This is a genomic window from Spirosoma daeguense, from assembly GCF_054776875.1.
Genome location: NZ_BAAHBF010000003.1, coordinates 793,288 through 817,459, shown reverse-complemented (window position 1 = coordinate 817,459; position 24,172 = coordinate 793,288). Strand labels below are relative to the sequence as shown.

Here is a 24,172-nt window from a genome sequence, read left to right as displayed (position 1 = left end):
ATAATGCAATTCATTAAAATGATCCAAAATATAATTTTAACTATATAGTGTATATACGATTTGAGCAACAAAAAATCCCGACCAGTGCAAAACCAGTCGGGACAGAATATTGAATTACACAATGCTTATCAGGCTGCCATACGCAGGAATGAATCCTGATCTGAACCCGTTGAAGTTAACATAGGAGCGATGACAGTATTCATTCGCTGGCGAACAAAACTTTCCTGCAAATAAGACGGCAATTTCGCCACAAGCTGGCGATATGCCTGTAAACCAAGCGCTTTGGCAATATAAGCTTCGTGTACTGAGTTAATATGCGCCACAATATTAACTAGACTCTCGTGAAACAATTTCACATCAATTTCCGAATCAACAAACCGCTCGATTTCACGTGGCCCACCGTTTCCGTTCGACGTAGAGATACGTAACCGGCTCAGCATATCGAAATACGTAGTATAGCCAATTTGTTTAGCTAACTGCTTGTATTGCTCAATGCTGAATTTTTGCAGAATCTCGCCAGTTTTCGCACTACGTAACGCCGTTTTCGGATTATTTTGAATTGCATTACGTAGCGCCCGAACTCGTTGATCACGGGTAGTTTTCAGAAACTGAGCCAAATCGGCCTGAACAGATCCTTCGCGTGAAGGCAATTGGAGATCAGACTTGGTAGCCACACTGAATCGACGCGACATGGGCAACCGTTGAATACGGTAGTTATTGATTGGGCCAAGCGCATAATAACCTATTGAGGCCGGATAATAACCTCGCACAACCATATTACCGATCCGCTTGCGGATCAGTTCTTCGTTACTAACATTAATACCTTGTACGGCCAGAAAAGCACGCGCACTAAATAAGGCACTATAGTAAGCCTGTGGGAAAGTCCAATGCAATGAACTTTGTAGATACTGCTCATCATTCACAACAGGCGTAATACGTAACGCATACTCAGCACTCCAGCTATTCAGCAATAACTTCTCCAGCGACTTTCGCGTATCATCGGTCATGAGTCCGTTGAATTGCTGAAAAATCGGGAATTTAGCCAGATCAAAAAGGTCATTCTGGTGATGGATATGATAGTCCATCGCGAAAAAGTGGTTCAGAAACACCTGCGCCGGAATTGATTGGGCGGCAGTCCGCTTCCGCCAGTTGTCATCGAGTGGCAGATTGCCCGTTGAGGTTGGGGCAATAGGTGCCTGAGCGTTCGGGGAATGCATCGTTGCGTTGGTTGTTCGTTTCATATTTTATTAACGAAAAAAGCGCATTTCACGTTCACTTTTTCGTATCTTTTTTCTATATGTAAAATACTGAAATACAGCAACTTAAATACATTTTTCTACCTATAAAAACAACACTATAAATAGCCTTAGCTGAAGCGCATAGAATTCTTATTTTTTACGCATTTAGATGTACTTTTGGGGTCAAATTGTACGTTGCTTTTACAACATGAAGTGGAGAAAGTTCATAGTAATCACAGGTTGTCTATGCCTGTGGAATGCACTACCATCATTAAGTCAGACTCGTCCGGTGCTGCAAGCTGCCCCTACTGATGGCATGGCTACGGTTAGTGGAACTGTGCAGGATGCAGAAACAAAAAAACCAATTGCGGGAGCTACGGTACAAGCTAAAAATCAGAATGGAGCCGTACAGGATCAGCAACGTACAAACGCCGATGGCAGGTATCAGCTTAAACTTTCTGCCAAACAGGCCTACACGTTCACGATGAAAGCCGATGGATACGCTTCTTTTGAAGAATCGTTTGCGTTTACCTCTGATCGAGCCAATAGTCTGGACAGAGTACGGCCTACATTGCTGTATCGCCCCGATAAAAAGCCGGTTAATTCACCAGCACAAGCGCCAACCGCTACGTCGGTAGCCAGTCAATCGCAGGTGTCGCCCCCACCAACTGCTCTGCCTGAAATAACGGCACGGGGCACAGCGCAGGTGGCATCAGCGGGGAATACGGCGCGTGTAGCTCCTCCCAAAACACTCGATGCCAAAATCATGTATACACCCCCTCCTCTGGTTGTGGTGCCCGGCAAAACGACGCAGTTGAAAGCCATTCAGTTTGTTCAAAGCAAATCCGAATTATTACCCGATGCTCAACCCGCGCTGGAACAACTGCTGGCTTATTTACGTGAACATAGTACAGCGGAAATTGAATTAGCCGGACATACAGACAATCAGGGGGATTTCGACGAAAATCTACGACTTTCGAAAGAGCGCGTCGACGTAGTGAAAGCGTATCTGGTGCAAAACGGTATTACAGCGAACCGGATTACTACGCGCGGGTACGGCCCTACCCGCCCGATAGCCAGTAATAATACAGAAGCTACCCGTCAGTTGAATCGACGTGTGGAAATGACCGTATTGAAAGAATAAGCTGAGTGTCGCCTGAATAGTAGGGATTGCAGGGTTGTAGTTTTACTACGTCTCTGCAATCCCCGATTATTTTCTACCTAACCACAAACCGCCAATCACCAGTATCGTTCCGACAATGGTGTAGGACGTAATAGGCTCGTTCGTAAGCAGAAACGCGTAAACAAATCCGAAAATTGGGCAGAGAAACAGCCACAGCGAGGCCCGTATCGGATCTTGCCTGACCAGATAAAACCATAACTGAAGAGCGCCCACCGATACGGGTAAAATCAGCCAAAGTGCCGAAGTCCAAAATCGCTGGTCGTACTGAGCGGCACTGAAATCGGCAAACAGAAGCGTAAAAGGCAGAAGCTGTAAACCACCCAGAAATACCTGCCAGCCATTAATCACCAGATTGGGCAACCGCCAGTCGAAACGGGCGTAGTAAACCGTTGCTGCAGACACCGCGACCATACCGAATAACAAAATAGCCAGCCCCTCGACCGTAGCATAGCTATTTTGCAACAGCGGATACGTAGCAATAGCAACTCCAACTAAACCCAGCAGCAATCCACCGATTTCGTTCAGGCGAGGTTTTCGACGTAGCCAGAGGGCCGAGAGCATAGCAATAAACAACGGATTTGTAGCCGTAGACAAACTACCAATACCAGCCGATACCTGCTTCAGCGCCAACACAAACGCCCCCAGATAGATTGTTGTATTAAGCAATGCGAAAATGGCCAGTCGTTTCCATTCTGTGCGCGTAGGCCACGCATTCGGCAAACGTTGTACGCCATACGCAAACAACAGCATACCACCGCCCGCAATAAAAAACCGCACATTTGCCAGAATCAGCGGGGGCACCGACTGCACGCCAAACTTTGTAGCCACCGCAGCCGACGCCCAGAGAGCCGCAAAAAGAAGACCGGGAAGAGTTTGTTTCATTATCAAAACCCAATCTTACCCTTCCGGCTATTTGGCTTTTGTTCGTTTGCCCAATCGCGCATTTCGGCTAGTTCCTTCTCGAAACCACCCGACAGAATCGGGAAACGGCACCACGAACGGGGGTCGAGGTTATGATCGTCGAGGTGAAAGCTGGGCGCATAACGCTCGCGTTTCCACTGATTCCGACTCCAGAGTTTGAAGAATCGCTCAACCCATAGCAGTAGTTTCTCGCGGTCATGAATTCCCGCGTAACGTACTTCAACGATACGTAGCACATCTACAGGTGGCTGTTTATCGCGAATGGCGGCTTCTTCGATGGAATTCAATACGTCGTAGGACATCAGGTCGTCTTCGTCGGTCTGTTTTTTGTCGAGCGGGCGTAGTTCGGCGGTGGGTTGCAGGTTATTCACTACGCTCAAACCTTTTACTTTTATCAGTTGATCGGATGACGTAGTACCTGAAACAGCACCTGTTCGGTCGGCGGGTGTCCATTCGTTTTTCACGTTCAGCCCAACTGTTTCGAGCCAACGTAACCAACCCCGTAGAAAATGTTTGTCGATGCCCGTAATCGGTGAAATACTACCAGCCGTATCGCCATCCATCGTAGCATAGCCAACAGCCGCTTCAGAGCGATTCGACGTACTGAGCAAGAGGGCATTATTGATGTTCGCCATCATCCAGATACCCGGAGCCCGCACCCGCGCCTGAATGTTCTGCAACGCTACGTCGTCGGTATCCCACGACAGTTTGCGGCCTAACTGTTCTTCAATCAGTCCACGATACGTCTCAACCAGACCGTTGATATTGATATTCAGGAACGTAGCACCGATATCATCGGCCAGCGTTTTGGCGGAATTGAACGTATCGTCGGATGAATTTTCGGTGCCCTGATACATTACCGTCAGCAGTTTACCAACCATTTCCTCCGACGTAGCACAATCCTGAATCGCTTTGATATAGCTCAGTTTCTTCTTCACACCGTCGATACCAATATTCTCGACGGCCATCCGAATCATTAGAAATACGAGCGCGGCAATGGCCGATGAATCAGCGCCCCCACTCAGCGACAGTACGTAGCTCTGCGAACGGCTTTTGCGAAGGTAATCGAACAAACCCAACGCAACAGCCCGCGCAAATTCTTCTTCTTTCAGAAAACCGCCCCGCTCCCAGGCTTCGAGTTCCGCTTTTTGTACAACAGGCGCAATTTCGGGCCAGTCGAACCGATCCGTTACGCGCAGATTTGGGTAAGCTAGTGCTACGTTAGACCGATTTTGTGTCTGGCTCAACCGAGTAGCATCTACGTCGACCACAGCCGGAACAATCAGAAAATCTTCATAACTCAGCCGCGCTCCCGACACCAGCAGTTCGCCGTTCGAAGCCACCATAGCATCGCCGTCGAAAATGATACGTCCCGACTCATTTCCCAGCATATTGGCATACACGTAACTCACGCCAAACGCCCGCGATGCATCGACCACGAACCGCTCGCGCACCTGTGATTTCAGAAACGCAAAATGGCTGGCCGTTGGGTTCAGAATAATATCGGTACCGCGTTCGTAAAGCATCCGACCGGGACGACTCGCCACCCAGGCATCTTCACAAATTTCGAACCCAATCCGAACGCCAGACAGATCGAAAACAAGATCGCCAAACGGATACATGAAATCGCCGATTTTGATTTCGTCGCGCACGAAAGCTGGCCACGGCTGAAACCAGCGTGTTTCGTAGTGTACGCCGTTGTTGGCCAGATTCTGCTTCGCTACAAAACCCAGAATCCGTTTGTTGGCAATCAGACACGCTACGTCGTAGGTACGGTTATTATGACGTAGTGGCAGCCCGACAGCAACGGCAATATCGTGTGTGTGTTCAACAATCTCCAGCAATGACGCAATGGACTGATCGACGGTGTTTTGCGCGAAGAAAGCGTCTTCGCAGCCATATCCTGAAATACATAACTCCGTCAGGCACAACAGACTAACATTCTGCCGTTGGGCTTCGGCAATGGCGTCGATGATATTTTGTTTATTACTTTCCCAGGCAAGCGGGGTTTGATTGAGAACGCCAGCGGCAATTTTCAGTAGCTTCATTGATACAATTGCGAATGAGTGAATGAGTGAATGTGCGAATAATTGCTTTCGACTTTCATCTAATTCAGCGTGAACGATACGTCTGCAAGGATAACAAAGATGCGGAGGAAATAGGTTGGTGCTACGTTAAAGTTGTGCAGATAATTTAGGCAATATCTCTTCAGACTTAATTCCCGCCAACACGCAGGCCACTTGGCACCTGTTTTGGTATGGTCCGGTCGAATTGTTCGTCGTTTAGTGTGCCCAAGAATTCGACGATACTGTTTATATCCCGAAATTCTACCCGTAAATGTTTTGTGAGTGGGTCGAGTTGCTCTTTTGTTACGTGATTATTTGCAATCTTACTGCCCGACAGGTCTTCGTAAAACATCAGCACATCCTGAAGCGTACCTAACGTACCGTTGTGCATGTAGGGCGACGTATGATTCAGGTTACGTAGCGAGGGCGTTCGGAAGGCGTAGCGATGATCAGGGCCATCGTCTGAATTGGGCAAAGCCGTATAATCGGCAACGCCCAGCGAATGTAGTTTAAAATCAGAAAACATGGGGCCATTGTGACATTTGGCACAACCTGATTTCAGAAATAACGCCATGCCTTCCTGCTCCGACAACGACAACGCCGTTTTATCGCCCCGCATAAACTGATCGAAGCGCGAATTAGTGGCCACTAAAGTTCGTTCGTAAGCGGCCAGTGCCTTTGCCAGATTCAGTTCGGTAACAGGTGCTACGTTCCCAAATGCGTTTACAAATAGCTGCCGGTACGTAGCGTTTTTGCGTAAACGTAGCACAATACTATCGATTGCTACGTCCTGCGTGAATGCATGACCGCGCATTTCTTCAAGGGTACGAATCGGTTCCAGCGACTGTTTTTCCAGACTACTCGCCCGCAAATCCCAAAACATGGGCGCTTTTCCAGCCTCAATGCTTTCGTGAAGAAGTAGCCCGTTAAAGGCTGTATTTAGAATGGTCTGGGCGTTACGTTTTACGAGTGGAATGGTATTGGGTTCCCGAAAATGACGCTCTGTACCAACACCTTCGCCATTTACACCGATAGAGACGGGCAAAAACTCGGCATACCCAAAATCAGGATGATGACACGTAGCACAGGCTATATCCCGATGCCCCGACAGAATAGGATCAAAAAAGAGAAGTCGTCCCAATTCAACTTTTTCAGGCGTTGTCCGGTTATCGTCTGGCTCAGGAACCCGTTCGGGCAAAGCCGCCAGCATCGAAATATCGTCGGGGGGTGTTTTCTGTTGGCTTCTTTGTTCTTCTTTCGGTTGGCAACTCAAAAACACCGACGTTGCCAAGGCAAACGCTGATACCAAAAGAAGAACAAACTGACGGGAAATCATCGTACCAAATAACTAGGCAACTACCAAAATTCTATACACTATAACAGTAAAACGTCACAAAACTACTTATTCATTTAATACGTTTCAGTTCATCCTGCATAGCCGAGCGTTTGACATAGGTTTCTTTGAACTCGTTAATTAGTGCGTCGGTGGCGTCGCGGCTTCCGGCTATCGTTTTACGAACCGACGTGATCCACGACGCTACGTTCTTGTAATCTGAACGGGTATTGGCTTGCTCAGCCAGTTGGCGGATAGCCGGTAACAGCAAGGCAAGCATTTCGGTTGGATAGGAATCGGCCAGATGCGGCATCATTTCCTTAATCGCATCGAGTCGGGGAGCTTGCTGGAGCAGAACGAGCAAATCAGGCCATTGCTTCTCTTCCAGAAAAATCGGACCCAACTGGCTCAGCAAGGCATCGGCAGCATTATAACCCCAGCCCGAACGACGTTTGCCTGCTTCTTTCGCAATATCCTGTCTGATTTTTTCAACCAGTGATGTATATTCCACAGCCCATTCTTCGGCTGAAAACGTAGCCTTCCATCGACGGAAATACTCGACGTTGAACCAGCGGTCAAAAGCGAATTGTTTAGTAAATCGACGGATGTCATCTATTGATTTCTCAGCTTCGGCAATAACCAGTAATTTCTCCATCCACTGATGCACGGTGCCTGGATGCTTGTTTTTTTCGGCAATCCGAATGCCATCTTGAACCAACGTTTTTGCCCGATCATATTGCTTCGTCTGAATAGCTTTATCGACAGCCTGTGCCCGAACCTGCACAATATCCATGTTGGCTTCGGTTTCGCGGTCGGCGTCTTCGTCGCGATCAATCTCACGTAAAAACTTTACCCGCAACGTCCGCAGATAATCTGGATAAAACGTACTACCGGCTGATCTAAGTAACGGCTGTAATTTATCGAGTAATTCCAGAAACAGATCAGGCTCATGTAGTTTCAGCGATGTCTGGCGTGCTACGTCGAGCATCGAAAGTCCGGCATCACTATAGCCAAAATAGCGTTTGTCGGTTAAGGAGTCAGCCAGCCTGTCGAATAACTGCCGACGTAGTGGCAACGCGGTATCATCGTGGAGCGCAATTTCACGTAGTAACTCAACAGAATTACGTAGCGTATCGCTGATGTTGCCCGCCGAATCATCGCATTTGGTCAGAACGGTCATTATCTCCTCCAGCAAAATCATACCTAGCGTCAGCGAATCTTTAAAATTATGCTGAACAATCAATTTGCTGCCGGTTGCCAGCAACGTATTGATTTCCTTGGCCAGTTTAAACGTACTCCGGTAATCAATAAAACCGCGTCGGTCGGTGTGGGCCTGAACAAGTTTCCGGGTCAGATCAACGTAGTGCTGCCCTACATCGATACGTTCGTCTTTAGCAGCAAAATGAAGCTGTAGTTTGGCCGCAAACGTTTTGTCGGACGTAGCGTATTCAACCAGAAACACCCGTAATTCATCGGCACTTAGTTCCTGCACCAAATCGGCGATGGTTAGTTTTCCGGTTGTTTTTTTAGGTTTAACTGTCCCTGCTTTTTTACCCAACTTTGGTTGTTTTCGAAGCGTTTCACGTAGCGTAAACAGCACAGCCACAACGTGTTTACATGTAGCACTCTCAACGGGGCAGTCGCAAAACGAATCGGAAATAGTACGTCCATCAAGGATTATTTCGACCGAGTATGTATCTGAACCTGCAACCTCGGCCTGCCACACGCCGTTGCTATCCTGCTCTACGTATAACACAGCTCCGTTCTGTGCATACGGCTGGGCTTTTTTTAGCAAATCTTTTGGCAGTTGCTGGTCGAAGTTGTCGAGCGTCATCATGTTGGTTAAGGCTGGCCGATTGACAAAAATAGCGTAGTCCTACGTTTAGGAAAATCGTATAGCTGATAGCCCGGTCATTCTTAAAACCAGTATTCCATATAATCATGATTTGCTAACAGCGAAATAACGTCCGGCACAAGTGATTAACGTACTTTTGTAATCCAACGTAACACGAGTAAAAACTGAATGGATACACGACGCGAGTTTCTGAAGAAAGCGGCTCTGCTGGCCGGTAGTGCAGGCATTTGGGATAGTTTACCAGAGTCTATCCAGAAAGCGATGGCGATTGCTCCCGCGCCGGGCAGTACCTATCTGGACGCCGAACACGTAGTGATTCTGATGCAGGAAAATCGTTCGTTCGACCATACCTACGGTACGCTTCAGGGCGTGCGCGGCTTCAATGACCCGCGTGCTGTTACGTTGCCCAACAAAAATAAAGTCTGGTTCCAGAGCAATCCGGCGGGCGAAACCTACGCACCTTTCCGCTTGAACCTGCGCGATACCAAAGCCACGTGGATGAGTTCGTTGCCGCATTCGTGGGCCAATCAGGTCGATGCCCGGAACGGCGGGAAGTATGATCGCTGGCTCGAAGCGAAACCATCAGGCCGTAAAGAATACGCGCACATGCCGCTTACAATGGGGTATTACGACCGAGAAGACATTCCGTTTTACTATGCATTGGCCGATGCTTTCACCGTTTGCGATCAGCATTTCTGCTCATCATTGACGGGTACAACCCCCAATCGGCTTTACCTCTGGAGCGGCACTGTTCGCGAAAAACACGCGATGGATGTAAAAGCGCGGGTACGTAACGAAGATACTGATTATGACAAACTTGCCAGTTGGCCCACGTTTCCCGAACGGCTTGAAGACAATGGAATTTCCTGGCGCATTTACCAGAACGAAATTAACCTGTCGACTGGTTTTGTGGGCGATGAAGATGGCTGGCTAGCCAATTTCAGCGATAATCCAATCGAGTGGTTTGAACAGTATAACGTCAGGTTTTCGGCCAACTATCAAAAGTTTCGTGCCGAATCGCTACGTACATTGCCCGGCGAAATCAAAGCCCTCGAACAGCAGATTACTACGTTGTCGGAATCCAGTAAGGAAGGCATTTCGGCTCGTAGAACACTGAAACAAAAAACGGCTTTACTCAACGAACTGACCGACGAAGGCGACCAATACACGGCCGATAAGTTCGAGAAATTGTCGGCCCGCGCGAAAGCATTGCACCAGAAAGCGTTCACGACGAACGAAAACGACCCGCATTACCGCCAGTTAGACCGGCTAACGTATCAGGATGGCGACGTAACCCGGAACGTAGCGATTCCGAAAGGCGACGTACTGCACCAGTTCCGGGCCGATGTGGAGTCCGGGAAATTACCAACTGTATCGTGGCTTGTGGCTCCGGAAAACTTCTCAGACCATCCATCAGCTCCGTGGTATGGCGCATGGTATCTATCTGAAATTCTGGATATTCTTACCAAAAATCCTGACGTCTGGAAGAAGACTATTTTCCTACTGACCTACGACGAAAACGATGGCTATTTCGACCACGTACCACCGTTTGTAGCCCCCCATCCAAACCGTCCCGAAACGGGTCATGTGTCAAAAGGAATCGATACGCAGTCGGAGCACGTCGACATGGCGCAGGAGCTGAAACGGAACGTAGCAAACCCTAAAAAAGATGCGCGTGAAAGTCCCATCGGTCTGGGCTACCGGGTGCCTATGGTTGTTGCATCGCCCTGGAGCCGAGGTGGGTACGTTAATTCGGAGGTATTCGACCACACGTCGGTATTGCAATTTCTGGAAGGATTTCTGAGTCAGAAAACCAAAAAGCCGATTAAGGAAACCAATATCAGCGACTGGCGACGTACCGTTTGCGGTGATCTGACTTCGGTTTTCCGGCCTTACAACGGCGAGAAGTATGCGTTACCGACTTCCGTTCAGCGCAATACGTTTATCGAAGGCGTTCACAAAGCGCAGTTTAAAGAGGCCCCAAGTAATTTCCGAGCATTGAGTAAGGCCGAAGTTGAGCAGTTGAACCAGTCGACGAAATCGCCCCTGATGGTGCAGCAGGAAAAAGGCATTCGCCCGTCCTGCGCCCTCCCCTATCAGTTGTGGGCCGATGGCAATCTGGAGACAAACAATCGTCAGTTCCGCATCAGCCTCGGCGCGAATAAAGACCGATTTGGCAAAGCAACGGCGGGTGCTCCTTTTACGGTCTACAATATGGCCGATCATTCCGTTCGCGACTACGCGGTTTCGCCCGGCGACGTACTGAGTGATACGTGGCCTGTTTCGCCCGATGCTACGTATCATTTTCGGGTATACGGCCCCAACGGATTCTTTCGAGAGTTTTCGGGAAAAGCGGTTCATCCATATCTAACATTACGTTGTATCGATAACCGTCCCGAAAAACTTAAAACAGCCCAACTCACGGTTCAATTTATCAGCCAGGGCGAAAAGCCGTGGAAGATTCAACTCATCGACAACGCGTATAAACAAGGCACGAAACAACTCACGCACAGCGGCAAGTCGGGCAAGCCCGTTACGTTCGATATGGATTTAAAAAACAGCCACGGCTGGTATGATTTCAGCGTCCGCGTTGAGGGCGATACGTTGTTCGAGCAACGCTACGCCGGACGTATCGAAACTGGCTCCAGCAGTTTCAGCGACCCATTGATGGGAGGCTTGGTGTAATTTTTATTGCTTTTCGATACGTCAACAGCCCGAAAACACTACGTTTTCGGGCTGTTGACGTATTTGGGTAATCATATCGACGTTGGGACTCAAACAACTTGTTACTGTTCAATAGTCATCGTTCGTACTTTCCCGTTTTCGAAGCGATATACATGGTTTAGTAGTGAGTCGCTTAACACATTGCCGTCCAAATCTTTGATAAGCTGGCGAACGTTGATAGCAATTTGGCCGTCGGGTCTTGTCTCAAACGCGAGAGGCTCTACCGTCGGATTGATTTGTTCCCATTGACGTAGCCAGTAAGCGCGCACCTCATCTTGGCCCGATACATAGCCCCCCTCCCAGCCGTTTGGCCAAGCCACGTCGGTATGCATATGCGCTAAAACAGCATCAATATGGCGTGCATTGAAATCCTGATAGAGTTGACGCAGAATTGGTTGATGATCCATGATTTGAGAACGATTTTGATTCCAGTATTCAGAGAATCAAAACTAAACCCGGTTCAGTACAGTCGATTATCGGTAGCAATTGAGATTTTACCAGATTTGCTTGAGACGCATACAACCTTAGGTTATTGCAGTCCGTATTTATGGTTATTAAGCACCAATGCGTCAAAAAACAGACTGCGGAGCGGGAGTTTTAGCAGCGTACCGGCCTTTAAAATAAAGATATGAAGCGGCTACCAGAACGCTGTAAAGAATGGCTAGCGTATAAGCACCGTAAATAAAAAACTCGCGGTAGCTGATATTGGCGTAACCAAAATTCTTGTACAGTAATACGCCCACACTCCCCAGATAACCGTACCAGTCGGCCAACGTAACGATAAAACCAACCGTACTAACGTAGCGAAATGACGCAATGAGCCGCTCGAAATACAGGCCGTTACAAGGCACATAGGCCATGTATAACCCTAATCCCGTGAGCAGAAACCAGTTACCGGGCGAAAGCGCGCCCCTAGTGTACGCATACGTACTAAGCCCGACGAGCGCACCGCCCAACAGCATCAGCCCATTGAGGAGCGCAAATGCCTTAAAATTGTTCGTTACCCGTTGCAGCAACGCCATCACCAGCAAAATTCCGACGGCTACCAGCGTTTCGGTTTTGGCGAAAATCGCTACGTTGTCGACACCTGCATCTTTCAGAATTTCAGGGCCAAAATTGTCGCGGAAATCGCGGAAGGCGGAAAGCAATACGTAGGATAAAATCAGTAGAATCAGGCCGGGTCGAAAATTCTGTACAAATGTCCGGCGCTCTTCGGCATCCATCGGCTTACGAGCGGTACGTAGTGCCCGATCTTCGTCGGTGGGCGGTGGCAATAATGTTAACCCATAAATAGAAATTAACATCGGAATGATAAAAAGGCTTCCTGTTACAAACGGTAGCCAAAATTCCGATACACCCCATGCGCTTTTGATGGTGAGGGCTACGGTTTTCACAAATCCCGACGCAAAAATGAACGAAGCGGTCAGACCAGCCACCAGCGCATCAGTTTGGCGACGACCTTCCAGAAATCCGAGCATGGTGCCGTAGATCAGGCCAAGTGGTAGACCATTCAGAAACAGAAAAACGATATTCCAGGGTGCAGGTACCAGCGCGAATCCCAGCAGGGCCAGCAGAGCAACGCCCACATAAAATAAAATATTGATCGCGCGTCGGCTCGGCGACATTTCAGAAACAACCTTTACGCCGATACCTTTCGATACAGCATAGCCAAATACCTGCGCCGTAACCAGCCAGATTTTATAACTCACACCCGCAAACGTCATTCCCTCGAACGTAGTGGCAGTAATGCCCCGGCGAAAGGCATACATGCAGGCATAGGTACAAAAGGCGACAACAGCACCATAGATGACAAAGGCAGTAGGGTTACGGAGAAAAGCGGGCGAACGCATAGTTTGTTGAATAAACTTCCAGACGGTAGAAGAAGGACAAAATAGCAAAATATTTTGTCCGTTTGGGTTAGTAGTCAATACAAAAAAGTCTGGATCGAACTGAAAACACCAAATTGGCTTTACCAGTCTGAAGGTTATAAATTCAATGTTTTAGCCAATCAGTAACGCTCTTAGGCCGACGGTCAAGCCAGCTATACCAGAAAGCTAACCCAGCATTGATTAATAGCCCCGTCAAGATAATACACAGTTTACCTCTTGGCTGGGTAGCTCCCAGATAAACAATACCCGTTGTGAGAATGACGCCCATCATCACCAGTGTGATAAGCCATTTAGTCAATGTAGTAAACATAACTCTCTGTTTATAAATCGGGCAATAGATTATTACAAGTAACTACTTAATAACCAGCACTACGACGGCAGATTTCCAGGTAATAGTTCATGTCGGGTGTGGGCAGGTTCGGAATTTTTGCCTGCTCATCCCAGGTACGTAGCAGCAGAATGCCTTTGAAATATGGATTCGTTTCAAACGAAGCGGCTTCACCGGTAGTCATAGGTCCGCCCTGAAATTCGAGCGTTTTTAGACTTGCTTCCGACAAACGGGCAAAATAATTCGGATTCTTAAAGACCAGATACCGCTTGGCATTGACGTGATTCTCAATCAGTTGTCCTACTTTTTCCGAAAATCCCAGTTCGCGGAGGTAATCGGCGCCTAATTTTTCGTGGTCAACCGTACCGTAGCCATCCATGTAACCGCCGGCCAATTCGGGAGGTAACAAATGACCAATATCGTGTAGAAAAGCCGCCGAAATGGTGTCGTCATCGGCACCCGACTGTTCAGCTAACAGAGCGCATTGCAAAGCATGTTCAAGCTGGGTGATCGGCTCACCATAATATTCATCCTGACCACTTTGCGCAAAAAGATTCTTAATGGATTCCATAATTAACTGTATTGCAGATAGGTACGTTCTATAGTTCCGTCGTCATAAAGATCAAAAAGAGCGTAACCAGCTTTGGTTTGTTCGTGCATCTCGGTTTTCCACCAGTTGCCGCTAACGGCCCCATTGCAGAGATACGTAACGCCGTTATACTCAACCCGATCCAGTAAGTGCATGTGACCGCTCAAAGCCGCTTTTACGTTCGGATACTGGTAAAATAGCTTAATCAATTCCGGCGTATTCGACAGAACGAGCGCCCCGGAAATGTTCCAGTTACCATTCTTTACGTTCTGTTGACTGTAGAAACCGGTAGGGCTAAAAATCGGGATATGGGATAGAATCAGAATCGGCATTTTGGGGTCGGTTTTAGCCAGATCGCTTTTGAGCCAGTCGAGTTGTTCAGGGTCAATGAAACCCGTGTACCATTTATTTTCGGGCGTCATCTGCACGCTGTCGAGCAGGATAAAATGCCAGCCGTTCCGGTCGAAACTACGGTAACGATTGCCGATTTTCATCAGATCGACGGCCCATTTCTTGCCGTACATCGGGTCGCTTTGCGCCTGCTCGTACCCCCAGATGTCGTGGTTGCCGATACAATATTCGATAGGCAGCGAATTGTCGGCTTTTACAACGGTATGCCACGCATCCCACTGTTTCTGCACTTCAACTTTATCCTGCTTCAGCGCATCCATAATCACATCGCCACCGTGCAGAAAAAAGGATGGCTTATCCTTCTGGTTCTGAGCATGGTGGAAACATTTAGCAACGCCTTCCATTGGCTTGTTTTCGGGCGTAATGTGCGTATCGCCCATGTAGGCAAACCGAACGCTACGTTTCCGGGCCGTCGGTGCCGACGTAATAAGCGCTGTTGAAGGCGAAACAAACGGCAGCAAAGCCGCTGATTTGAGAATGGTTCTACGGTTCATGGGAGTTGATTAGCTTATGGAACGCTGATTGTTATGATGCTTATGATTTACAATATGATGATCATAAATATCATACTAATCTGTGTTCTATTGTAAAGTCAATACGTATCAGCGCTTACTTCCGACTATCGTGTCAATAGCTGGCCCAACCGGATGATCGGCTTTAAAATCGAATCCCAACAAGCGCGCCAACGTAGCAGCAATCTGATTCTGAAATAAAACCGGGCCGTTCTGTTGCTCGCCCGATGTCGCTACGCCCGGCCCCATTGCCGCCAGCCAGATCTGATATGAATCGGCGGTTTTGGTGCCGTGATCTTTCCAGCGTGCCTTTGGCGTATGGCCGCGTCCGTGATCGGTGGTAATGAGCATGGCGGTTTTTCCGGCGTATTGGGGCATTTTCTGCATCATCTGCCATAAATCGGCTAAGTAGCGATCAATCGACTGCACCATAGTAAGGTGATCGACGTAGCGTCCGGCATGGGCGAGATCGTCGGTTTCGTCGAACGATAAAAACAACACACGCGGCTGTTTTTGCCTGACGTACTGACGCGCCGAAAAATAAGTCAGAAAATCAGCCCGAACGCCATCGCCAAATTCGCGCGGATACAACGTAGTGAGATCACTCAACAGCGAATCGACCGACGTAACGGGTTTGGCAGGTTCATTGGCCGAGCTGGCTGGAATTCCGCTACGTTTCTCATTCACAGCCGCTTCAATCACATCCCAGGACGAAAAAACGGCCACTTTTCCCGCAAAACCCGGCTGTTGATTCAGAAACTCCAGCACCGTTACGTTCGGGTTGTCGATTTTATCGTTCGACTTGATTCGGTCGTCGGCATAGCCACTCAGAATTTCGTTATAACCCGGATAGCTAAACCAGTGCGGATTCGATACGTTCATGCGGCTGCCTTTCTGCCGATTGCCGTAGAGTTGTCCCTGCTCTCCAATTGTATTCCAGAGAAACGGCATCAATCGTTTTCGTCGTTCGATGGACGTAGCGGCCCAGTAATTTTTACGAGCGTTAGACGTGTCGCGGCTATAAACCGGATCGAACAAAAGCGTTGAGTCGGCACCGTTGAAAACTTCCTGCCACCGAACACCATCGAGCGTTACCAGAATCAGATTCTGCGCGTTTTGCGCATGGGCCGATAAGCTTATTAAAAGACTTAGACAAACAAAGGCACGTAGCATGAAGCGTTGATTTTGAACGTGGTGCAACAGTCTAAACTAGGATAAAGGTAGATTTTACTTGCCTCATTGCAGACGAACAAAAATGAAAGGGCCAAGCTGGAGCTTGGCCCGAACCTTATGCTACGTTTACAAGCACATCAGCGACTATTTATCCCACCAAACGGCGGTGTTCAGGTCGTCGGCTCCCTGACGAGCAACGGCTTCGTTCCGATTCACCCCATTCAGCGACTGCTCCGACTGGGGATAGATAAAACGAATCGGCACTTTGTTGTTGTTCAGGTTATCAGGGCCGGGCGTAACGGTTGGAATACCCGTCCGACGCCAGTCATACCATGCTTCCAGACCGTTGAATAACAAGGCGACCCATTTCTGCGTACCGATTTTTTCGAGTTTCTGCTGTGTAGTGCCCGTGTAAGCAACACCCGTTTGTGTGTAATACGTAGCGGCTGGCGTTACGTCGACACCGTATTCTGTCGGAACAATGGCTTTGTAAAAATCCATGTTGGCTTTGATGCCGTTCAGGTAATACGTTTCGGCGCTGCCCGTTGTAACAAGATTTTTTTCGCGGGCTTCGGCCAGAATAAACTGAACCTCAGCGTATGTCATGACGGGACCACGTGCTACGTTCGCTACGGGAGCGGGCGTACTACATACTAGACAGGCAAACGACAATCCTACTCGCGATACACCTTGAGGACCGCCATTGTAGTTCAGCGCAGGCGTATCGCCCAGACCATTCGGAATACCAACGTATTCCACTTTTCCGGCTACCGATGGTTTTTCAACCGGACGTGCAAACACGGGCAAACGTGGATCATTCAGCGCCGAAAGTCGATCAACGAGCGATTTGCTAGCCCGGAATTCATCGAACGAACCGACCCGAGCACCGTAGAGCGGCCACTGGTTTGGCGCGGCTGCCAGATACGTCAACGTAGCGTTATCGGTATTCGATTCCATGATGGGAAATTTGGCTTTATCGGCCAGAATCGCCTGTAAATCCGTACCGACGTTCCGCTTATTCGATATGCGCATGAGGGCACGCAGACGTAGTGAATTCGCCAGTTTTTTCCACTTGGCAATGCTACCCGCTCCACCACCAAAAAGAATATCACCCGAAACAACTTCGTTACTGGTTCCCAGCAAGTCGTTCGCTTTAGCGAGATCGGCCAGGATTCCGTTGTAAATCGTTTCCTGTGTGTCATACTTAGGCGCATAAACACCGGTTGATTTTGCTTTAATGGCATCGGTATAGGGAATATCACCGTAAGCATCGGTAGCCAGCGAAAACAGCCATGACTTCAAGACCAGCGAAATTCCCAGATAGTTATTCTGTTTGGCAGCCGTTGCTAAGTCAATGATGTTCTGCACGTTGCGCATGTTACCATACACCGTATTCCAGACGCCGTTCTGCTCACCCCAGAGGTAACGATCTTCGTTTACAAACTGAATTTTGGCAGTGTGCTGCACCACGATATTACCAATTCCCCAGGCCATATTTACCTGATCGTTGATGGTATTTCGCAACACGCCCGATAGCAATAAATCAGCCGAAACCTGAGTAGGTACGTTCGGGTTGTTATTGATTTCTTCGAAACCGTTATCGCAGGACGTAAACGCCAGCAGGGAAAGGCTCGTAACAAGTATTTTTATCGATTTCATTGTATAAGTTCGTTTGAGAAACCCCACGGCAGCGGCCGACCGTCTCAACCCCTCCACCGTAGGAAGGGATTGAGACGGGGTATTGCTTTTTATAATTTCAAGCCCAGATTAAAACCAAAACTGCGCGTGGTCGGAATAGCCATGTATTCGATACCGGGCAGAGCCGTACCACCAGAGTAAGACATCGTTTCGGGATCGACGTGCGGTACTTTCGACCACACGGCCAGATTCCGGCCAACGAGCGAGAACGTAACACCTTTGAGTGGAACTTTACCCCAGATGCGATCTGGAATCGAGAAGCCGAGTTGAACCTCACGCAGTTTCACAAACGATGCATCGAACATGACGCCCTCGGCAATGTTACGTCCGCTTGTCCAGGCAGTATGCCACTGACGCGAGTTCAGTTTCACGTCGTTGGCAGCAAATGTGTTTGTTCCGTCAGCTCCCGTTGTAACGGTTACGCCCTGACCGATCACGCCATTGCCGGGTAAATTCAGATCGTAGCCGTTGGCGCGGCCTTCCAGCGTTTCGATGATGATACCGCCCTCACGACCAACCGTTTGCGTTAGTGAATAAAGCTTTCCACCCTGACGAACATCGAACAGGAAGCTCAGTCGCAGGTTTTTATAGCTCAGGCTGTTATTAATACCCAGCAGGAAATCAGGGTTATAGTTGCCCAGTTTAACCCGTTCGGTAGTAGGCACAGGCCGCCCGTTGGCAAATACCATCTGTCCAACGTTACGTCCTGTAGCATCGTAATACGGCTTGGTTGGATCGGTATTCTGAACGCGGGCAAACGCAATGCCGTACATATCGCCCATGCGCTCACCAACGCGTGCTTCGATGCTCACACCTCGACTGGCCATCACGAAATTCTGAATATTGTCCGATAGCTCAAGAACCTTGCTCCGGTTGGCCGAAAAATTCAGGTCGATAGCCCAGCGAAGGCTATTGGCTTTCTCTATAGGTACGAGATTCAGGGCTACCTCTACCCCACTGTTCCGAATCAGACCTGCATTGATGGCCCGGCTATTGTAACCACTCGTAATTGACAGCGGAATGTTCAGAATCTGGTTGCGGGTGTTGGTCAGGTAATACGAAAAGTCAAGTCCAACCCGGCGTTTGAACAGTTTCAGCTCCACTCCACCCTCAAATGAGCTACTAATTTCAGGTTTCAGGCTGAAGTTGGCCAATCGGTCAGTTTCGCCATAAACCTGACTGCTACCGAACGGATCACTTGGGTTATACGACTGCGTGAACGTAAACGGATCAGTGTCATTACCAACCGATGCGTAGTTGATGCGCGCTTTCAGGAACGAAATCGGCTGTGGCAGCACGAACATATCGCTCAAAACTGCGCTCAAAGCCGCCGACGGATAGAAATACGAGTTGTCCTGCACACCAAACGTGCGAGCATACGCTGGAAGCGTCAACGCACTCGACCAGTCATTACGGGCTGTTAATTCTAAGAAGAGATAATTGCGGAAACCAACCTGTGCCGATCCATAGAGTGAGTTCACCCGTTTGGTGGTCAGGCTTTGCGAGGTTTGTAATGGAATGCGCGAATTTGTCAGATTATAAATGCCCGGAATGTTGAGCTGACCCGCGTTATTTTCCAGAAAATCAGACTTTTGCTGAAGCTGGTTACCACCGAACGTACCCGATACAGTCCAGTTTTCGTTAAACTCTTTGTTCGCCGTAAACAGGAAGTCGGTGTTACGTTCTTCGCTCACGATACGTGTATCGCGATACTGCCCGAATGGGAAACGCTGCGTGCTGAACGCCCGACGATATTCACGTTTTTCATTGGTATAATCGACGGCGGTACGTCCCTGCACACTCAACCAGGGCGTCAGATCATACTTAAGCGATACGTTACCGATAATCCGGTCGTAAAGCTGGCCGTTGGTGTTTTCAAAAACGGTCAGATATGGGTTGTCGTGATAGTTGTAGTTCCAGCTAAACTGACGAACGCCTTCCTGACCGCGCATCCAGTAATCGCGCATCGCATCCATCGACACGGACGGTGGTAACCAGCAGTTAAACAGGTACATGATACTTTCGGTACCATAGCTGATCGATGGACGGTTGCCGCTGTTGCCTTTCACGTAGCTCACGAACGAATTGGCTGAGAACTTAGGCGTAAAATGATACCCTCCACTAAACGACGTTGTATTACGTGTCAGATCGGTGTTCGGCACGATCCCTTTCTGGGTCAGGTACGTATGCGCCAATCGGAAGTTGCCAAATTCGTTGTTACCCGTAACCGCTACGTTGGTTGTGTGCGTATTACCCGTTTGCAGGAATTTTTTCAGGTTATCCGTTTCAGGAACCCAGGGCGTAGCTGTAATAACGCTACCTGCCGGTGCGTTCAGATCGCCACCACGGTAATCAATTGGCTGACCATTCAGCGTTCTCGGCGAGTTAAACTGGGGATAGTTTTTGTTGAGCGAGAACGCTGGCCCCCAAGCTTCGTCGGTACCGTCAGTTAAACCACCACCGGCACCATTGGCAAACGCGAAATCACCACCGTTGGCATTTCCCTGTCCGTATACGTTCTGGTATTTCGGCAGCACGAGCGGTGTCTCAAAGGTCTGGTTCGTGTTTATTTCAACACCGATGCCTTTAGAACCACGACCCGATTTTGTTTTGATCACGATAACACCGTTGGCAGCCCGCGCTCCATACAAGGCCGACGCAGCCGCACCTTTCAGTACGTTCATCGACTCAATATCGTCGGGGTTGATAAAGCTAGCCCCGTTGCCAAAGTCAACTTCGAGGTTGTTACGTCCCGAACCGCCCGTAAATCCGTTCGATACCGGAACACCGTCGATCACATAAAGCGGCTGATTTTTATTCAGATCTACCGAACGTTCTCCCCGAATCGTCACGCGCGCCGAACCACCAATACCCGATGGACTTCCAACAACCGTAACACCAGCCACTTTACCAGCCAGTTGATTTGTTACGTTGGTTTCGCGGGCAATGGTCAGCGCACTTCCCTGAATCTCCTGCGTGGCATAACCCAGCGCTTTTTTCTCCCGCTGAATCCCCAACGCCGTTACCACTATTTCGCCCAACGTAGCGGTACCCGCCGACAGTGAAATATTGATGGTTGTCTGATTTCCAACGGCTATCTCTTGGGTTTCATAACCGATAAATGAGAACGTAAGCTTAGCAGTTGAGGCATTACTAACGTTCAGGCTATACGTACCGTTGGCATTTGTGGTTGTACCGGTTGTTGTGCCTTTTACCAGAATCGACACGCCGGGCAAGGGCTTTTTGTCGTCAGAACCGATAACCGTACCGGAAATCGTTTGAGCCATAACCGACAGGCCCGAAAGCAGGCTAACTAAAAAGACCACCAAACCTCGATGCCAGATACGAGTAGGTGGTACTGAAGCAAGTAGCGTAAATATCATACGTTTGCAGGTTAGTACGAGAAAGTAATTTCTGCAAAAGTATAGCGGCATTAAACCGATGTTAAAGAATGATTATCAATCCTTTATGAATTCACATTAAGGAAAATTCACAAATTCTTAAAACCAGCAAACTACCCTTTTAACCCAGCAACTTCTGGATCAAAAGTGTTTTCTTTTTATGTCAATATGCGATCTTGTTACGGTGCTACGTTCAGCCAATTTCTTACACTTTGTTCGGCATAACCTGCGCCCGAACTCATTCCTTTGCCGCCAATTCCCGTAACAATCCGGATATTTTCGTCGACGTCATACTCAAAGATTTCGTCTTTAGTCTGGCTGTAAAAACCGGCCCACGTTTTTTTCGTGACCAGCGGGAACGTAACGATACGTTGTGCTTCGTCCAGCATCAGCTCGTTGATAAATTCCTGTGTATGATAGCCTAAGTCTTCGGCCTGTGTCGCTTCAGCATACTCATGTGAGTCCCCAACGATGATCGACCCGTCTGTTGCCTGTTTGAACAAAATATGAATTCCCCATTTCTGAAGTTCCATGTAGCGTTCGGGCGACGTAACGGATGCATGAGACGGGCAAGTCTGAAACGATTCGTACCGACGTATACTAAGACCCGTCAGGATATTGCCTGGCAGATTGAGACCCGAAACTGGCTCCATCAACAACATTTGTAGTTTGCTGACAACCAAACCTGCATCGGCAAATACGTCCGGAAAAAGCAGGCGAACTTCATGTCCGCTACAGATCAGCACCCGATTGGCCTGAAACCGCTCCCGATTGGCGAGTGTTAAAATAGCACCGGAATAATTCGACTGAACGTCAATCACAGCCGCACCCGACTGATAATCAACGCCATATTTTTTCTGAATATAAGCAATCAGCCGATGAATCATCTGATCCGGCTCAACACTCATTTCGCCGGGAAAGAACAAACCCCCAACCGGATAATCTGTCTGTAAGGTCGGATATTTTTCAAGACACTGGCTTTTGGTAAGCAGTTCGCACGGATAATCCAGTTGCTGATAGCGGTCATACAATTCATTGGCAAGCATCCATTCATCTGCATCCGATGCTACGTAGATTGTGCCATTTTGGCGTACACTCAGATCGGTTTCCTGCTGAATCTCCTGATAGATGTCAAGGCTCCGACGTCCATAATCGAACCAGCGTCCGGCCAGTCCCGACGGCACCACCTGCCCAAAATTCCGAACGGTTGCGCCTACCGGATAGCGGTCTTTTTCAAGCAATAATACACGTAATCCGGCTTTGGCAGCATGATAGGCATGAAACGTACCGAGAGCCCCGGCACCGACAACAATTAAATCGTACATAGGAAGTTAATGCAGAATGGATACGGTATGGTGTAATGAATAATGTAAAATGAACAATGCGGCCTGTACATGACCATCACCTACCCGGCATTATTCATTTTACATTACCCATTATATATTCACTATCGCCTGGCGGCTTTCGACCATCGCGGGCAATTCACGAAGTGATCCCAGTAGGGCGTCGTGCGGATAATCTTCCAATTGCTCGCGTGTATGAGTACCATTTGTGAGACCCAGATTTAGCCCGACGCCAGCCGCCCGACCCGACAACAGATCGGAAGGCGTATCGCCAATGTTTATGACCGCTTTAGGATCGGTAACGCCCAATAGCTTCATGGCGCGCTCAATCATATTCGGGTACGGACGCCCACGCTCCACTTCATCGCTGGCAATCGACGACTGAATTATACTATCATCATCGCCGATACGTTGGCCGTCAAGTCCCTCCAGCCAGCCAAGTTTGCCTAAAATTATATCGGTAACTACCCGGTAAAAACCCGTTGTTAGTGCAATAGCGATACCTTGCTCCCGCAACCAGGCGAACGTATCGAGGCAACCTTCGGTAGGCGTTGCACCATGCGTCTGGTAGTGGTTTTCGAGGATTCGGCGGAACGTATCGTACGATTTATCGACGTATTCAGTCAACCGTTCTGTCTGTGCGCCAAGCTGTTCCTGCCAGAGCGTTTCAAATACGTAGCGTTTCGACAGGCCCTGCATCGCCAGAATTCGCTCGTCCGATACGGTTAACCCCGTTTCGGCGGCTGCCTCTGCAAAACATCGTTCCACTTCATGATGATCGGTTACGGTCGTACCGGCCATATCAAAAACAACCAATTCAATGGGTTTCATAAGCACAGGAGGGAGATTGACAGTTGGCTGGTAAAAAAACTGAATATTTCCCGAACCTCCTATTAAGCAGATGTTAAATCCGGTGGTTTGAGCAGATTCTTGATCAGCTAGCGATTCTTGATATGGAAAATTGTTAGCCGTTGACACAAAAAATAGACGTATCAATCAGTAAGGTACTTAGTTTTAGAATCTGATCTTTATAGACCGCCGATTCCATGCGAGAAACAATGCTAATCCTACACTTCATTGGCCTTACAATGGGGCTTGGAACTAGTTTTGCACATGCCTTTTTAGCCATAGCAACCTCAAAAATGCAGGAAGATGAAGCTCGCCAGTTTCAATTACATAGTCTGGTTCTAAGTCGAATGGGCCATATAGGAATCGGGTTACTCGCCATTTCTGGTCTGTATTTGATTACACCTTATTGGCAAGTATTAGCTTCGTTACCCTTGCTAATTGCTAAACTGATCCTGGTAATCGTCCTTGTGGTGCTCCTCGTTTTAATAGACATTCGCACAAAAAAGGCAAAAAAAGGCGATGCTGTGGCTCAGCTACAAAAGATGGAAACACTCGGAAAAATAACCATGATTGTTGGTCTGTCTATCGTAATTCTTGCCGTTCTTGTTTTTCATTAGAGATTTGAAAAATGATTTTTCCTACCGATAAAGTTGGCATAT

General features: G+C 48.5%; 18 protein-coding genes. 3 read left to right on the top strand and 15 right to left on the bottom strand.

The window, feature by feature from the left end:
- Positions 1 to 128 precede the first annotated feature (128 nt).
- The gene (locus ACYVD4_RS12330; RefSeq protein ID WP_460945932.1) at positions 129 to 1,241 is read right to left on the bottom strand and encodes a hypothetical protein; all 1,113 of its coding nucleotides are present in this window, start codon (positions 1,239 to 1,241) and stop codon (positions 129 to 131) included.
- A gap of 205 nt (positions 1,242 to 1,446) precedes the next feature.
- Here ACYVD4_RS12330 and ACYVD4_RS12325 point away from each other — a divergent pair, with 205 nt between their 5' ends.
- Positions 1,447 to 2,382, top strand: a complete 936-nt coding sequence (locus ACYVD4_RS12325) for an OmpA family protein (RefSeq protein ID WP_460945930.1) — start codon at positions 1,447 to 1,449, stop codon at positions 2,380 to 2,382.
- Positions 2,383 to 2,448: 66 nt separating this feature from the next.
- On the opposite strand, the gene ACYVD4_RS12320 is transcribed toward ACYVD4_RS12325, so the two are convergent.
- The 4 genes from ACYVD4_RS12320 to ACYVD4_RS12305 form a co-directional block, all read right to left on the bottom strand.
- Positions 2,449 to 3,303 (bottom strand): DMT family transporter, encoded by an 855-nt coding sequence (locus ACYVD4_RS12320; protein ID WP_460945928.1) that lies wholly within the window; start codon positions 3,301 to 3,303, stop codon positions 2,449 to 2,451.
- A 2-nt stretch (positions 3,304 to 3,305) separates the two neighbouring features.
- Positions 3,306 to 5,390 (bottom strand): NAD(+) synthase, encoded by a 2,085-nt coding sequence (gene nadE / locus ACYVD4_RS12315; protein WP_460945926.1) that lies wholly within the window; start codon positions 5,388 to 5,390, stop codon positions 3,306 to 3,308.
- Between the two features lie 166 nt (positions 5,391 to 5,556).
- Positions 5,557 to 6,744: a cytochrome-c peroxidase gene (locus ACYVD4_RS12310; RefSeq protein WP_460945924.1), complete on the bottom strand. Its 1,188-nt coding sequence runs from the start codon at positions 6,742 to 6,744 to the stop codon at positions 5,557 to 5,559.
- Positions 6,745 to 6,814: 70 nt separating this feature from the next.
- Entirely contained in the window at positions 6,815 to 8,578 is a 1,764-nt protein-coding gene (locus tag ACYVD4_RS12305) for an SWIM zinc finger family protein (RefSeq protein WP_460945922.1), read from the bottom strand.
- A gap of 186 nt (positions 8,579 to 8,764) precedes the next feature.
- Between ACYVD4_RS12305 and ACYVD4_RS12300 the strand changes: the two genes are divergently transcribed.
- Positions 8,765 to 11,281, top strand: a complete 2,517-nt coding sequence (locus ACYVD4_RS12300; protein ID WP_460945920.1) for a phosphocholine-specific phospholipase C — start codon at positions 8,765 to 8,767, stop codon at positions 11,279 to 11,281.
- Between the two features lie 101 nt (positions 11,282 to 11,382).
- Here the strand turns inward: ACYVD4_RS12300 and ACYVD4_RS12295 are convergent, their stop codons facing one another.
- From ACYVD4_RS12295 to ACYVD4_RS12250, 10 genes are all read right to left on the bottom strand, one after another.
- Complete coding sequence (locus tag ACYVD4_RS12295; RefSeq protein ID WP_460945918.1) at positions 11,383 to 11,727, bottom strand: nuclear transport factor 2 family protein; 345 nt, start codon at positions 11,725 to 11,727, stop codon at positions 11,383 to 11,385.
- Between the two features lie 162 nt (positions 11,728 to 11,889).
- On the bottom strand, positions 11,890 to 13,170 hold the full coding sequence (locus tag ACYVD4_RS12290; RefSeq protein ID WP_460945916.1) for a DUF5690 family protein: 1,281 nt from the start codon (positions 13,168 to 13,170) through the stop codon (positions 11,890 to 11,892).
- Positions 13,171 to 13,312: 142 nt separating this feature from the next.
- Positions 13,313 to 13,519, bottom strand: a complete 207-nt coding sequence (locus ACYVD4_RS12285) for a hypothetical protein (protein WP_460945914.1) — start codon at positions 13,517 to 13,519, stop codon at positions 13,313 to 13,315.
- 46 nt (positions 13,520 to 13,565) lie between these two features.
- Positions 13,566 to 14,108 (bottom strand): HD domain-containing protein, encoded by a 543-nt coding sequence (locus tag ACYVD4_RS12280; protein ID WP_460945912.1) that lies wholly within the window; start codon positions 14,106 to 14,108, stop codon positions 13,566 to 13,568.
- Between the two features lie 2 nt (positions 14,109 to 14,110).
- Complete coding sequence (locus tag ACYVD4_RS12275; protein WP_460945910.1) at positions 14,111 to 15,031, bottom strand: metallophosphoesterase family protein; 921 nt, start codon at positions 15,029 to 15,031, stop codon at positions 14,111 to 14,113.
- Positions 15,032 to 15,139: 108 nt separating this feature from the next.
- Entirely contained in the window at positions 15,140 to 16,222 is a 1,083-nt protein-coding gene (locus ACYVD4_RS12270) for an alkaline phosphatase family protein (protein ID WP_460945908.1), read from the bottom strand.
- A 144-nt stretch (positions 16,223 to 16,366) separates the two neighbouring features.
- A complete protein-coding gene (locus tag ACYVD4_RS12265; RefSeq protein WP_460945906.1) occupies positions 16,367 to 17,881 on the bottom strand; it encodes a SusD/RagB family nutrient-binding outer membrane lipoprotein in 1,515 nt (504 codons plus the stop codon).
- Positions 17,882 to 17,970: 89 nt separating this feature from the next.
- Positions 17,971 to 21,303 carry a SusC/RagA family TonB-linked outer membrane protein gene (locus tag ACYVD4_RS12260; protein WP_460945904.1) on the bottom strand — a complete coding sequence of 1,111 codons (3,333 nt, stop codon included), beginning with the start codon at positions 21,301 to 21,303 and terminating at the stop codon, positions 17,971 to 17,973.
- Between the two features lie 197 nt (positions 21,304 to 21,500).
- Positions 21,501 to 22,646, bottom strand: a complete 1,146-nt coding sequence (locus ACYVD4_RS12255) for a TIGR03364 family FAD-dependent oxidoreductase (protein ID WP_460945902.1) — start codon at positions 22,644 to 22,646, stop codon at positions 21,501 to 21,503.
- A 111-nt stretch (positions 22,647 to 22,757) separates the two neighbouring features.
- On the bottom strand, positions 22,758 to 23,495 hold the full coding sequence (locus ACYVD4_RS12250) for an HAD family hydrolase (RefSeq protein ID WP_460945900.1): 738 nt from the start codon (positions 23,493 to 23,495) through the stop codon (positions 22,758 to 22,760).
- A 227-nt stretch (positions 23,496 to 23,722) separates the two neighbouring features.
- Here ACYVD4_RS12250 and ACYVD4_RS12245 point away from each other — a divergent pair, with 227 nt between their 5' ends.
- Positions 23,723 to 24,130 carry a hypothetical protein gene (locus ACYVD4_RS12245; protein ID WP_460945898.1) on the top strand — a complete coding sequence of 136 codons (408 nt, stop codon included), beginning with the start codon at positions 23,723 to 23,725 and terminating at the stop codon, positions 24,128 to 24,130.
- The last annotated feature ends 42 nt before the right edge of the window (positions 24,131 to 24,172 follow it).